Here is a 14059-nt window from a genome sequence, read left to right on the forward strand (position 1 = left end):
AAGCAAGACTCTGCGAAACTATATATTCTCCCAAACCACGCTTCCCAGAGCCAGTCCAGAGCCAGTCCAGAGACAGTCCAGAGCCAACATTATCCGCCCCAGCATTCCCAGTTCAGCCTTTGCAGTGACTCAGCGCACTGCAAGTTCCCTATAAACTTTGGGTACTCTGAATAGAACTATGTTCAATTCAGCTTGGCAAATCTATGATGTAACCAATGGAGAAATTGATGACAGGTTACTTCATTACGGGTTACTTTAGCAGACTCCAGGCTCAAGCTCTGTCCTACGGTTTAGCCCTCAACCTGATGCACTGCCAAAACGATGCTGATGTCCTCGTCCTGACGATGGGAAAAAAGGAAGTTCCAGATGCTTGTTTGTCCCCACTGCCAATTTGAAAATCCAGACACCAACAAGTTTTGCCAACAGTGTGGTGGTGTTTTAACGGGAGAAGTTTCCCCTACCCAGGAACAACCGTTACAGATGGCTGCTCCTGCCGAAAAGAATGAGTCAACTGGTGAATACGACTTTCCCAACGATCAAATTCGCCTGGGCATTGTTGCACGACAAATCAGTGCTGCACAGCAAATCAACCCACAGCCGGAGGAAGCCTCGCCAGGGGATCCTGCTGCTCCCCCGGTTGCACCAGCGGCAATGACGGCAGAAGCAGAAACAGAAGCCCTGGTAGAAGGCCCGATCGCAGGTGTGGATCAAATTACCGAGATGGGGGAATTGAACCAGGCGGTGGGACAACCTGATGCTGACTGCCCATCCCCAATCGCAGCTCAGGTTAAACCAGAGGAAGCGATAGAACCGGAGGAGCCAATGGAGAACGGCTACCTTGACCAGAAGGGTCGCTATCAACTGTTGAATCCTCTACCGGAATTGCGATCGGATGTCCAGGAATTTGAAATTCACGTTTTAGATCATCAGCCCCTACAGGCAACGGTATTCCAGAACCTTAATTACCAACAAGAACCGTCGGTAGATGCGATCGAGCCACCGATTCATCCCGCTGCCATTCCCCATCACGCCCGTCCCTACCTGGAGCTTCAACAAACCTATCCATCCCTGCGCCTGCCAGAACTCCACGATGCCTGGGAGCAGGATGGCTACAGCATAACGCTGCTTAAACATCCCGTAAACCTGCCCCTGCTGGTTGATATTTGCCAGGATGAAACCATTTTGCCCCTGCAAATTCTGTATTGGCTACACGAAATGGTGGAATACTGGGCTGTTTTGCAGCCATACCATCAATGCCAGAGTTTGTTAAAGCTGGATAACTTGCAGATTGATCCAGAGGATTGTGTCCTGTGCCTGCGACGGCTTTACACAGATGCCCCAGAGGCTTTGCCGACGCTCAGTCATTTAGGTTCAGTATGGCAAAAACTGTTTGAGCAGTCTCAGCGCACCCAACCCGGTGATTTATTTTTGCTCTGCCGCGATTTGGAAAGTGGCACTTTATCCTCTGTGGATGAATTACGGTTGCGCATTGAAAAAGTTGCTGAGCGTTTACAGCATCTCGTCGAGCCATCTACCCTTGAAACCAATTCATCGACCACTGCTTTCACGGCTGAAGAGCCGGATGCGGCATCCTCGATCGCCCTGGAAGAGATCGGGGAAAACGATGGACAATCAACCGATTTGAGTGAGTCCCTCATGGGTGATGGGGATGATCAACCGACGATCGTGTTGCCAATGCAGTTGATTAGCATTGACGATGCAGGACGAACCATCACTGGACGGCAACGAGATCACAACGAAGATTCCTTCTACATCCAGACGGAAGTGAAGCGGGTGGAAACCAAGAAGCTAGATGAATCCCAGGAGCGGGTCGTTCAGGCGAAGGGATTATATATTCTCTGTGATGGAATGGGAGGGCATGCAGGGGGCGAAGTTGCGAGTGCGTTGGCAGTGGAAACCCTGCGCAAATATTTTGAGGAACATTGGCAGGACTCGCTGCCTAATGAGCAAAGTATTCGAGAAGCAATTTACTTAGCGAACCAGGCAATTTACGACCAAAACCAAACGAATTCCCGGATGGGGAGTGGTCGGATGGGAACGACGCTCGTGCTGTTGCTGCTCCACAACGCAGATGTGGCCATAGCCCATGTGGGAGACAGCCGCCTGTATCGATTGAGCCGCAGACGAGGACTGGAACAACTCACGGTGGATCATGAAGTCGGACAACGGGAAATTCAGCGCGGCGTTGAACCGACGATCGCCTATGCGCGCCCCGATGCCTACCAACTCACCCAAGCCCTTGCCCCAGAGATGAAGGATTTATCAATCCTGATGTCAGCTTTTTTGAATTGAACGAGGATGCGCTGCTATTGCTGTGCTCCGATGGGGTAACGGATAACGATTTGTTGGAAGCTGACAAGCACAGAAGCTATTTAGACTCTATGCTAGATGTTCAAACCAACCTGGAACAGGGGATACATAATCTGATTGAGTTAGCCAATCAGTTTAATGGGCACGACAATATTACGGCGATCGGCATCCGCGTCAGGGTTCGACCCAATCTGAGTCAGGCTAACCCTCGCTAGGTTCTCTGGTGAGGGCACATTCAATTCATCAGCGGGACGGTGAGTCCCGGCGATCGCTTGCCGATGAATAGGAGAGTTGCCCTCCACACCAGGTGAACCTAGAGGGGGGCGAGAAGACCTCGCCCAATCCGAAAAGCTTTTACTTTGCTGACTGGGCGGGCAAGATGACCACCCCACAGGAATTCCAGATTATTCAGTTGACATTCTGAATGCAGGCAAGATACCTGCGCTACTCTAACTCACTAAACCATTAAAACTGGGGCACACAGACAAGATGCCTGCGATGGAAACTTTGAAGCAACCGTTAGCAGTTGCGTTACTCGTCATCCCAGGTTTCTACAGCAAGTAGATCGCCGATGGTATCTTGCATGGTGAACTCGAAATCTTCGAGTTCACGTTTCCAGTGCGACCAATCATCACCGTAGAGGAAAGCAATTTTCCAAATCCGATCGGAAGGCTTGAGAACTTTAGATTCGACAAGCGAATTCACTTGACGCTGAAGCTTTTCCATCGGATGAACAACCCGCTGGCTCATAACACTTTCAGTCATAAACAGGTATTCAAGTTTTACTAATTCTGCCAGATCTTGCACCTACGACCCTGATTGAAGAACCGCTTTCTGTGTGAGGCTTCTACACCGCTTCACCAAATCAGGGAAGAGATTTTTCACTTCTAGTTGCCTATGCTAACACATGAAGACAGTTCTGAACGGGTCATGTTTCCTGAACGGGCAGACTATTAAAAATACTGATAAAGGAACCGCTTGACCCGGGAATTCAGGTTATCAGCTATCTGCTCCCGGCAGTAAAGATTACCGTAATACAGGTACGGGTTTCCACATTTTCAAAGTTTAGCTATTGCGGAATCGGTTTACCATGACTTAAAATTGTGACTTTGGGTAAGTTTATTTTAGTTGAGGAAGCTAGATGTCTCGATATCGAGGTCCCCGCCTCAGAGTAGTGCGGCGTTTGGGTGAATTGCCCGGACTGTCTCGCAAAACTCCCAGACGGGCGTATCCACCCGGTCAACATGGTCAGGCTCGGAAAAAGCGGTCTGAGTATGCCATTCGACTTGAAGAAAAGCAAAAACTCCGCTTTAACTATGGTGTTTCGGAACGCCAATTGATTCGTTATGTGAGAAAGGCTCGTCGTGCCGCTGGTTCGACTGGGCAAGTTCTGCTTCAACTCCTGGAAATGCGCCTGGACAATACGGTTTTCCGGATGGGGATGGCTCCAACCATTCCAGGATCCAGGCAACTCGTGAATCATGGTCATATCACGGTGAATGGCCGCGTTGTGAACATTCCGAGCTATCAATGCAAACCCGGCGATGTGATCGGCGTTCGGCAAAGTGAAGATAACCGCTCTCGGAAGCTAGTTGAGACGAACCTACAATTTCCTGGACTAGCGCACCTACCGAGCCATCTGGAATTTGACAAAAACAAGCTGGAAGGCAAAGTGAATGGTGTCGTCGATCGAGAGTGGGTTGCACTCCAGGTCAACGAACTACTTGTGGTTGAGTATTACTCCCGCAAACTTTAAGTTTTTGGTTGCATCTGCGCGGCTGCGGTGCGATCTCGAAATCATCAAAGTTTTCTCATACTGTCCTCTGATTCCGTCAGTCAGGGGGCATATTTTTTGGCAACGGATGGGTTAAAACTGGCTAATCTCAAGGTTGATGAGTCCTCGAACTAACGGATAGGCGTTAACGGTTGTGCTTAACCGCCAATTTGAGACATGGTGCGGGAGTAGGCTCCGGTGGTGCCGGAATCTCGCATTTTGAAGTTGATTTCTGGTTTAAGGGCGAGGAGTTCCTGAACCTGGGTATGAATTGATGCAAGGGGCTTTCCACTTCGCAGGGCTGTTTTCAGGTCAATTTGTCCGGTTTCGTTCAGCAAACAGGGGCGCAGCCAACCGTCGGCGGAGAGTCGCATCCGGTTACACCGATCGCAAAAGCATTCTGACATTTGGCTAATGAAGCCGATCGTCCCTTTGGCTCCCGGAATTTGAAACACATCCGCCGGCCCATTGCCTCGGACTTGCCCTTCAGTCAACCCCCAACGATCGCGGATTTGTTGCCGCAGGGTTTCAGAATCCAGCCAACCTTTGTCGGTAAACAGTCCTGCATTGCCGATGGGCATGAATTCAATAAACCGAATATGCCATTCCCGCTCCAGGCTCAATGCAGCTAAGTTCAACACTTCATGATCATTGACACCCGGTATTACCACAACATTTAACTTCAAGGGATTAAAGCCCACCTGATACGCTGCCTGAATTCCCGCCCATACCTGTTCCCAGCGCGAACGACCCCGATTGCCGATGATTCGATCGAAGGTTTCTGGTTCCAGGGAATCCAGACTGATGTTGATCCGATTTAATCCCGCACTGTATAGATCCTCGGCTAAGTCAGCGAGCCGGAACCCGTTGGTGGTCATGGATAAGTCCTGAGTTTGGGGTAGGGAAGCGATCGATCGAACAATTTCCACTACATCAGGACGCAACAAAGGTTCACCCCCCGTCAGCCGAAATCGCGTAAAGCCACAGGGAATGAATACCTCTTGCAGCAGCACGAGCAGCTCATCGTGGGTCAGAATATCTTGCTGTAGAACATAGGCTAAATCCGCTCCTTCCGGCATACAGTACTGGCAGCGAAAGTTGCAGCGATCGATCAGGCTAATGCGGAGGTAGTCAATGGTGGGGGACACGGGCAAGGGGGGGGAATAGGGATCGGGGAGTGGGGAGTAGGGGCGAATCGAGATTCGCCCGCACAGGCAGAGCAGGAGTTGGTACTGATCTTATCGAACTGGGGTAAAGGTTGGTGGGTTAGAAGGATAGGAGATGGTCGGGGGGATGATCGGATTTCGCCAATGGTTTAGGGAGGTTAGGGGTATGCGGAAAAATAACGTATCCGGTAGGGGCGCACTGCTGTGCACCCTTACAGCCGATTTTGCAAAAATTGGGATGCGATTTGATTGCAGATCCCTGCACCTTTACAGCCGATTTTGCAAAAATTGGGATGCCGTTTTATTTCAGATCTCTTAGCAGTCCTATCATTGAAGAAATCGTTTCCTTTGATCTGTAACTTTGACGACATCAGATTTTCGCCCCCGTTCTGGATATACATTGCCTGTATTTGCCTGTGCTTCGGCGATCGCAGCGTTGCGGTGGCTGGCGGAGGATTTGTCGGCTTTGCCCTCTGTTGCGGTTGATTTGTTAAACCCGCCTGAAACGGTGGAGATTCCGATCGAACAGGTGGCTCGTCTGAGTTCCTCTTCCGCCCTGGCAATTACTCGCAGCGATCCGGGGGATAATCTGGATTTGACTCGCCATACGCCAATCTGGGCTGTGGTGGAATGGGCTGTAGCAGAAACTCAGAACGGGGGGTTGAATGATATTCAGCTTCAGGGTGGAGAAGGAGTTGGCCGATTGGTGAATGCGGCTGATCACCCCGCTGTCGATCACCCCGCTGTCGATCACCCCGCTATCTATGCCTATGCCCAGCGATTAATCACAGAGAATCTCCGTCGATGGTTGCCTGCCGGAAGGCGCATTCAGGTGAGCATCATCTTACCGGAAGGGCGATCGTTGGCAGAGCGGACTTCTAATGCGGCATTCGGTGTCGTGGAAGGACTCTCTTTGCTGGGGACATCGGGCATTGCCCAACCCTTGAGTGCGCCCGGACAGTTGGAACTCTATCGCCAAGAATTGCGCCAGCGACGAGACTGGTATGACGGGTTGGTGTTTTGTGTGGGTGAGAATGGGCTGGACTTGGCTCAACGGTTGGGGATTTCTCCCGATCGCTTGCTCAAAACGGCAAACTGGCTGGGTTCCATGCTGGTGGAGGCAGGCTTGCAGGGGGTCGAGTCTATCTTGCTGTTTGGTTATCATGGCAAGTTGATTAAACTCGCTGGGGGCATTTTTCATACCCATCATCATGTTGCGGATGGACGGCAGGAAATTTTAGCTGCCCACTGTGCCAAATTGGGATTACCCACGTCTGATATTCAGAAAATCTTGACCAGCCCAACGGCTGAAGCGGCATTAGGTCATTTACGAACATTGGATGCCAAAATAGATGGAAACTGGGTTGAGCAAATTTATAATTCGATCGCTCAACAGATTGACCAGCGCGCTCAGGGGTACATCCAGATCCATAGCGATCGTTCCGTTCGGGTCGGTTCTGTCCTGTTCGATCGCCATCGGCAAATCGTGATTCAAAGTGAAATAGCCACTCAGATGCTCTCTCAAATTTGCTAATCTGATTAGAATACCTTAGCAATTATTAAGTTTTTTATATTCGTTTAAGTTGGCTGTGCTTAAATTCGGCTACTTAAGCTATTTTGGTTCATTTACTTCCGTCTCAAACTAGGATGCAGCGGTGACTCTCCAAACTGAACAACCTCCCCACACCTCTTCCATGAGCCAACTGCAACGCCAGATGATCATCATTCTGGACTTTGGTTCCCAGTATTCAGAGTTGATTGCTCGGCGAATTCGTGAAACGCAAGTCTATTCTGAAGTGCTTTCCTACCGCACCACTGTTGAGCAATTGCGTCAACTGAATCCCCGGGGGATTATTCTATCGGGCGGCCCCAATTCCGTCTATGACACGAATGCGCCCCATTGTGACCCGGCGATCTGGGAGATGGGTATCCCAGTGTTGGGGGTCTGCTACGGGATGCAGCTCATGGTACAGCAATTAGGGGGAGAAGTAGAGCAGGCTGAACGCGGCGAGTATGGTAAAGCCTCTCTGCATATTGATGACCCCACGGATCTGCTGACGAATGTGGAGGACGGCACCACAATGTGGATGAGTCACGGCGATTCGGTGGCTCGTCTTCCGGTGGGGTTTGAATTGTTAGCCCATACCGAAAATACGCCCTGTGCTGCGATCGCCCATCATGATCACAAGCTATACGGTGTGCAGTTCCATCCTGAAGTGGTTCACTCCATCGGGGGGCAGGCTCTGATCCGCAATTTCGTCTACCATATCTGCGACTGTGAACCCACCTGGACGACGGATGCCTTTGTGGAAGAAACGATCCGGGAAATTCGAGCCAAGGTGGGGGAAAAGCGGGTGTTGCTGGCCCTGTCGGGTGGCGTAGACTCTTCAACGCTGGCTTTCCTACTGCATCGGGCGATCGGCGACCAACTCACCTGTATGTTCATCGATCAGGGCTTCATGCGGAAGGGAGAACCGGAGCGGTTGCTGAAGCTGTTTCGGGAACAGTTCCATATTCCAGTGGAGTACGTGGATGCGGAAGAACGATTCCTGAAGAAACTGGAGGGCGTGACGGATCCGGAGGAAAAGCGCAAGCGGATTGGGCACGAGTTTATTCAGGTCTTTGAGGAAGAATCGCGGCGGTTAGGGCCGTTTGATTATCTAGCCCAGGGAACGCTGTATCCAGATGTGATTGAATCGGCTGATACCAATGTTGATCCAAAAACCGGCGAGCGAGTGGCCGTGAAGATTAAGAGCCATCACAATGTGGGTGGGTTGCCCAAGGATTTGCGGTTTAAGCTGGTGGAACCCCTGCGAAAGCTATTCAAAGATGAAGTGCGGAAGGTCGGGCGATCGATCGGCTTACCAGAAGAAATTGTGCGACGGCATCCTTTTCCTGGCCCAGGTTTGGCGATTCGGATTTTAGGGGACGTGACCTCTGAACGGCTGGAAATCCTGCGGGATGCAGATTACATTGTCCGTCAGGAAATCAACCGTCGAGGCATCTACCACGACTTCTGGCAAGCATTTGCTGTCCTACTGCCGATTCGCAGTGTTGGAGTCATGGGTGATCAGCGCACCTATGCCTACCCGATCGTCCTTCGGCTCGTCACCAGTGAAGATGGCATGACTGCTGATTGGGCTAGAGTGCCCTACGATTTGCTGGAAACCATCTCCAACCGCATCGTCAATGAGGTGCGAGGGGTGAATCGCGTCGTCTACGATGTCACCTCTAAGCCGCCTGGAACGATCGAGTGGGAGTAAGAGTGTTCGCAGAGCGTGGGTGAAGTCTGTAGGAATCTGGGTTGAGCAGAGCAGGCGATGATCTCTAGTGCAGGCATTCTACCTGGTTGACGGGGCGGGCAAGATGCCCACCCCACAAGAGATGATTGGAATTTCCCACTCCCCACTCCCTACTCCCCATTTCCCTCTATGAGTTGGAGACTGGGCGGGCAAGATGCCCACCCCACAAGAGTTGTTGTTTGTTCTGGCTCTACGGACTCTTCTACAGGTTTCACCTTACACCTTGGGAGCAGTCCTCAGTCCTTCCTCCCCCCTATCCTGCTCTTTCGGGATAGGCATGAAGTAGGGTAAAAAACTGCTGGGCATCAAAACTGCGGGGATCCATACGAGAGCCAGACTGATCGACCGCTTCATGGGTGGTGATGCGATCGTCGGGAACGGGAGTTTTGGCGATCAACCAGGCGAGGGATTGGTACTGTTCTCTGGTGTAGCCGCCGTGGGTGTAGTTGTCGTTGTAGCCTGTGGGTGGGGTTTCCAGGGAAATGTGATAAGCAAAATTATTGACTGAAGGGGGAAATCGGGGATCGGTTCTGACCGTTTCTAAACCATTCGCCGTCATAAATGCAGAATTGCCCGCTCCGTAGGCTCGCTTTTCCGGAGGAACAATGTAGACGATCGTGCCATCCAGGCGAATCAGCGTGTGATAGCTTACCTGATCATCATCATTGGGATGGGGCGTTTGAAATGTCCGAATGGCTGCATCCGCCGTTCCTACGGTTTCATGCAGCACAATCAGCCAATCATTGTTGAGGGCGTTACCAAAAATGTCAGTGGCATAGCGATCGCCAAAGTTGGTGGGATCAGCGGGAGCAGCTTCCTGACGAGGGGTATAGTTCGCAACGGCCAGGGTTGCTTGCGGGTAGGCGGCAGGAGCCGTTGGATGAACGGTCGATGGGTCTGCACTAATGGTTGGAGCAGGGGAATCAGATTCAGTTGCGGAATTCGTTTCAGTCCGAGTTGATTTAGAGCCAGCATTGGGAGCTGAGATGTCCCACTCATTCATCGGCATGGCATCCGTCGATGCGGTTTCCTCTGATTGCACCTGGGCGGGTTCTGAATCGCTGACTGTATGGACTCTGGCGATCGCCCGAATTCCACCGATCGCCAGGATAGCCATCAGGGTTGCCAAGGCAAGTGCCAGCATTCGCAGGATGGTCGGTTGAACAGTTGGTCGAATGTTGAATTTCATACCCTCACACCAATTTGGACTATCGTCCCTTAGCACTGCACTTCCTATCAAGTCCGATTGGTTACAGACTCATCATTCTTCTTCTGTTTTAGCGATTTTTTTAGCGATTTATTTTTAATTATTTCCAGCCCTACGCCATCCTACCAGGGATTTCTTTGCCCAGAGATTCTAATGATTTTTCAGGAACGTGGAGCGGCGTAGCTCACTACCAGGGAACTGTGGGCTGTTTCAGCCAAAGGGCGGTTCAATAAAAAGAGTGACCATCTCTCAAGATCTTGTTCAACTCTTCATCAAATCACGCATTACTATCCGCCAGGTTTTGATTCAGAGAAGTTTTGATCGTGACCGCTTAACAGTTAATATACTTGATTGAACGATTCAATGATTTCTTAGACGCTACCCCTCGTTCTCTGGTTATCCATCAATGGCAGAAACCCTTTTATTTAACGCTCTCCGTGCTGCGATCGATGAAGAAATGCGCCGCGATCCCACTGTTTTCGTCCTGGGCGAAGACGTGGGGCATTATGGCGGTTCCTACAAGGTGACGAAGGATCTCTATAAAAAGTACGGGGATCTGCGCGTTCTGGATACCCCGATCGCCGAGAACAGCTTTACCGGGATGGCTGTGGGTGCAGCAATGACTGGACTTCGCCCCATTATTGAGGGTATGAACATGGGGTTTTTGCTGCTGGCGTTTAACCAAATTGCTAACAACGCTGGTATGCTGCGCTATACCTCTGGGGGAAACTATAAGATCCCGATGGTGATTCGTGGCCCTGGTGGTGTGGGACGGCAGCTTGGGGCAGAACATTCCCAGCGGTTAGAAGCCTACTTCCAGGGTGTGCCTGGATTGAAACTGGTGGCTTGCTCTACCCCTTACAATGCCAAGGGCTTGCTGAAGGCAGCAATTCGGGATGATAACCCAGTCTTGTTCTTTGAACACGTCTTGCTCTACAACCTGAAGGAAGACCTGCCGGATGAGGAGTACGTGCTGCCTCTCGACAAGGCGGAAATGGTACGGCGCGGAAAAGATGTCACGATTCTGACCTACTCGCGGATGCGTCATCACTGTTTAGCGGCCCTGAAGACTTTAACCCAGCAGGGATACGATCCAGAAATTATTGATCTGATCTCGCTCAAGCCCCTCGACTTTGACACGATCGGTGAGTCGATCGCCAAAACCCATAAGGTGATCATTGTCGAAGAATGTATGCGATCGGGGGGGATTGGTGCAGAATTGACGGCTTCTATTAACGATCGATTCTTTGATGAATTGGATGCACCTGTATTGCGGTTAGCCTCCCAGGATATTCCTACGCCCTACAACGGGATGTTGGAGAACCTGACGATCGTGCAGCCTCAGCAAATTGTGGAAGCGGTACAGAAAATGGTGGCGTTGCGGGTCTAGGGACAGTGGATTTAAGGATCGGTGTTGCCGATCTGGTTGAGTTCTGCCTGGTTGACTGGGCAGGCAGGATGCCCACCCCACAAGAGTTTTAGTCTATCTGCCTAATGGACTGGGCGGGCAAGATGCCCACCCCACAAGAGTTTTAGTCTATCTGCTTAGTTGATTGGGCGAGCAAGATGCTTACCCTGCAAGCGTTTCAGTTTGTTTGATTGAATTCTCCGGGTGAAATTTCTCTTGGCAGAATTCGATCGCAAAAAAACAGCGTTCCTGCCGCGACGCAGATTGGAATGGCCAGCAGATTAACAAAGGGAATGCTGGCGAGTCCCAGGCAGACTAACCCAAACGAACCACTGGCAGGCAGGTGGTTAAACACAGTGTTGAGTTTCTGACGAAAGCTGGGACGACGACGCTCTGCGGCTGCATCCAGGAAATCCATACAGGCGATCGTGCTGGCAAGGCTAATGCCACCGATCGTGCCGATGCCAGTGCCCACACCAACAATCAGCGTGATCAAAAATAGCGGAATCCCAATGACAATGGATAATCCTAGCTTTTTGAGTTCGTAGGAAACGGCTCTGCTAATTTCGATCGGCAGGGGCACTTCCACCAGAACCATTTGCCCCGTTTTGAGTTTTTCGATCTCCTCGGACAGCTTGCCGTACCAGGGAGAACCCAACAACACTCCGAACTGTAAAAAGATAAATCCGGTTATTAGAAGCAGAATCAACACAAGAACGACCCGCAACAGTCCAATCAGAACAGCAAATCCCCAATTCGGCAAGTTGTAGATCCAATTGGGGACTGTCAGCCGCCAGTTAGGAAACTGAATGTGCCAATCTGTCAGCCAGGTGGGGAGAGGGATTGACCAGTGGGTGAGCCAATCGGGAAGTGAGATGTGCCAACTGGGAAAGGACATCCAGTCGGGTAAGTGCCAGTGGGTGAACCCATCAGGTAAGCTCCAATCTGGGAAGTGCCAGTCCGGTAAAGCAAAGCTCCAAGCGGGTAAAGCAACCACTCCGTTTAGCAATGCCGCAGGTTCCGGTGATTCATGCAGTACCTTAGCAGTCCAGGCGGGCAAATTGGCCAATAGGGCATCGATCGCCCCAAACCCCAAATACAGCAACCCTGCGTAAAGGGTCACTCCCAAAATCAGGTTCACCAAAATTGGCATCAAAATATAACCCCGCAGTCGAGGGGTTTTCACCAGTAGCCATAACGCCCGCAAGGGATAGGTTGCTCCAGCGATCAAGCTCCCTAAACCACGATCGATCGGTTTCCCAAATTTAGAAATCGGTTGCTGGTTCATCTGTTGTCTATTTGCCTGTTTACTTTGCTGGCTGGGCGGGTAAGATGCCCACCCCACAAGAATTCCAGATTATTCAGTTCGCATTGCCGGAAGTTCTCTCGACGTTCTCGGCATTTCTGAAGATCGATCGTCATACTTCAAGCATATCCGTCCTTTGAAACTGCTCCTGAAACTGCTCCTAAACAGCTAAAGCTGTTGATTCTCTCTATCCTCACCATCAAGCCTTCCCAATTCTCACCCTAAAATATTAAGCTCTGTTTCAATTCTAGGGATTCTACCCGTCCTAAGTAAAAAAGGGCTGAATGTCCGTGATACGATGCGATCCGTAGCCTTAGGAGACTAGGAGAATACCTTGACACTACGGGTCGCTGTCGTTGGATCGGGTCCGGCTGGCTCTTCCGCAGCCGAGACATTAGCAAAAGCTGGAATTGAAACGTATTTATTCGAGCGGAAGTTGGACAACGCTAAACCTTGTGGTGGCGCGATTCCCCTCTGCATGGTGAGTGAGTTTGACCTTCCCCCTGAGATCATCGATCGCCGGGTGCGGAAGATGAAGATGATCTCTCCGTCGAACATCGAAGTCAATATTGGAAGCACTTTAAAAGAAGACGAATATATTGGCATGTGCCGTCGGGAAGTCCTGGATGGATTTCTTCGTAATCGGGCGGCTCAACTCGGTGCCAAGCTGATTAATGGAACCGTTCATAAGCTAGAGATTCCTTCTAGTTCTACTGCTCCCTATACCCTGCACTATGCCGATCATTCAGACGGCAGCCTGGAAGGGGAAGCCAAGACCCTGCAAGTGGATTTGGTGATTGGGGCAGATGGAGCCAACTCGCGGGTTGCCAAAGCGATCGATGCGGGAGATTATAACTACGCGATCGCCTTCCAGGAGCGGATTCGGCTACCGGAAGACAAGATGGCGTACTACGAAGATCTGGCGGAGATGTATGTGGGAGATGATGTTTCTCCTGACTTCTACGCCTGGGTTTTCCCCAAGTACGACCATGTGGCGGTTGGAACGGGCACAATGAAGGTGAACAAGTCGCTGATCAAGACTTTGCAAGCGGGGATTCGGACTCGTGCGGCGAAGCGATTGGAAGGGGGCGAAATCATCAAGGTGGAAGCCCATCCCATTCCTGAGCATCCCAGACCGCGTCGGGTTGTCGGTCGGGTGGCTCTGGTGGGTGATGCGGCTGGAACCGTGACCAAGTCTTCCGGCGAAGGGATTTACTTTGCGGCGAAGTCTGCCCGGATGTGTGCTGAGACGATCGTGGAGTTTTCCAATAACGGTCAACGGATTCCCACGGAGGATGACCTCAAGGTGTACCTGAAGCGGTGGGACAAGATGTACGGCATGACTTACAAGGTGCTGGATCTGCTGCAAACGGTGTTCTATCGTTCGGATGCGACCCGCGAAGCCTTTGTGGAAATGTGCTCGGACATTGATGTGCAAAAGCTGACGTTTGATAGCTACCTGTACAAGACGGTGGTTCCGGCGAATCCGCTGGTGCAGTTGAAGATTACGGCAAAGACGATCGGCAGTCTGCTGCGGGGCAATGCCCTTGCTCCGTAGGCTGCAC

General features: G+C 51.2%; 12 protein-coding genes. 8 read left to right on the plus strand and 4 right to left on the minus strand.

Going from position 1 to position 14059, the window contains the following annotated elements; translation table 11 throughout:
- The first annotated feature begins 227 nt into the window (after nucleotides 1–227).
- The 3 genes from ACM1PF_RS17310 to ACM1PF_RS17320 all read left to right on the plus strand — a co-directional run bounded on the left by ACM1PF_RS17310 (nucleotide 228) and on the right by ACM1PF_RS17320 (nucleotide 2546).
- Nucleotides 228–395 carry a hypothetical protein gene (locus ACM1PF_RS17310; protein ID WP_416676506.1) on the plus strand — a complete coding sequence of 56 codons (168 nt, stop codon included), beginning with the start codon at nucleotides 228–230 and terminating at the stop codon, nucleotides 393–395.
- Entirely contained in the window at nucleotides 367–2313 is a 1947-nt protein-coding gene (locus ACM1PF_RS17315) for a serine/threonine phosphatase (RefSeq protein WP_416676507.1), read from the plus strand. The genes ACM1PF_RS17310 and ACM1PF_RS17315 overlap by 29 nt, the downstream gene beginning before the upstream one ends.
- An 89-nt stretch (nucleotides 2314–2402) precedes the next feature.
- Nucleotides 2403–2546 (plus strand): hypothetical protein, encoded by a 144-nt coding sequence (locus tag ACM1PF_RS17320; RefSeq protein ID WP_416676508.1) that lies wholly within the window; start codon nucleotides 2403–2405, stop codon nucleotides 2544–2546.
- Nucleotides 2547–2862: 316 nt separating this feature from the next.
- Here ACM1PF_RS17320 and ACM1PF_RS17325 read toward each other — a convergent pair whose 3' ends face one another.
- A complete protein-coding gene (locus ACM1PF_RS17325) occupies nucleotides 2863–3081 on the minus strand; it encodes a DUF4327 family protein (protein WP_416676701.1) in 219 nt (72 codons plus the stop codon).
- Nucleotides 3082–3472: 391 nt separating this feature from the next.
- Here ACM1PF_RS17325 and rpsD point away from each other — a divergent pair, with 391 nt between their 5' ends.
- On the plus strand, nucleotides 3473–4087 hold the full coding sequence (rpsD, locus tag ACM1PF_RS17330) for a 30S ribosomal protein S4 (RefSeq protein WP_416676509.1): 615 nt from the start codon (nucleotides 3473–3475) through the stop codon (nucleotides 4085–4087).
- Nucleotides 4088–4263: 176 nt separating this feature from the next.
- Here rpsD and moaA read toward each other — a convergent pair whose 3' ends face one another.
- Nucleotides 4264–5253, minus strand: a complete 990-nt coding sequence (gene moaA, locus ACM1PF_RS17335) for a GTP 3',8-cyclase MoaA (protein ID WP_416676510.1) — start codon at nucleotides 5251–5253, stop codon at nucleotides 4264–4266.
- Nucleotides 5254–5632: 379 nt separating this feature from the next.
- Between moaA and cbiD the strand changes: the two genes are divergently transcribed.
- The gene (cbiD, locus tag ACM1PF_RS17340; protein WP_416676511.1) at nucleotides 5633–6805 is read left to right on the plus strand and encodes a cobalt-precorrin-5B (C(1))-methyltransferase CbiD; all 1173 of its coding nucleotides are present in this window, start codon (nucleotides 5633–5635) and stop codon (nucleotides 6803–6805) included.
- A gap of 160 nt (nucleotides 6806–6965) precedes the next feature.
- A complete protein-coding gene (gene guaA / locus ACM1PF_RS17345) occupies nucleotides 6966–8534 on the plus strand; it encodes a glutamine-hydrolyzing GMP synthase (protein WP_416676704.1) in 1569 nt (522 codons plus the stop codon).
- Nucleotides 8535–8826: 292 nt separating this feature from the next.
- Here guaA and ACM1PF_RS17350 read toward each other — a convergent pair whose 3' ends face one another.
- Entirely contained in the window at nucleotides 8827–9762 is a 936-nt protein-coding gene (locus tag ACM1PF_RS17350) for a peptidoglycan recognition protein family protein (protein ID WP_416676512.1), read from the minus strand.
- A gap of 424 nt (nucleotides 9763–10186) precedes the next feature.
- Here ACM1PF_RS17350 and ACM1PF_RS17355 point away from each other — a divergent pair, with 424 nt between their 5' ends.
- A complete protein-coding gene (locus ACM1PF_RS17355; protein WP_416676513.1) occupies nucleotides 10187–11170 on the plus strand; it encodes an alpha-ketoacid dehydrogenase subunit beta in 984 nt (327 codons plus the stop codon).
- 196 nt (nucleotides 11171–11366) lie between these two features.
- Here the strand turns inward: ACM1PF_RS17355 and ACM1PF_RS17360 are convergent, their stop codons facing one another.
- A complete protein-coding gene (locus ACM1PF_RS17360) occupies nucleotides 11367–12476 on the minus strand; it encodes an EI24 domain-containing protein (protein ID WP_416676514.1) in 1110 nt (369 codons plus the stop codon).
- 352 nt (nucleotides 12477–12828) lie between these two features.
- Here ACM1PF_RS17360 and chlP point away from each other — a divergent pair, with 352 nt between their 5' ends.
- Nucleotides 12829–14052 (plus strand): geranylgeranyl reductase, encoded by a 1224-nt coding sequence (gene chlP / locus ACM1PF_RS17365; protein ID WP_416676515.1) that lies wholly within the window; start codon nucleotides 12829–12831, stop codon nucleotides 14050–14052.
- Nucleotides 14053–14059 lie beyond the last annotated feature (7 nt).

The sequence above is a fragment of the Egbenema bharatensis FJBBOT/2019 genome (assembly GCF_048077055.1).
Taxonomy (GTDB): Bacteria; Cyanobacteriota; Cyanobacteriia; order Elainellales; family Elainellaceae; genus Egbenema; species Egbenema bharatensis.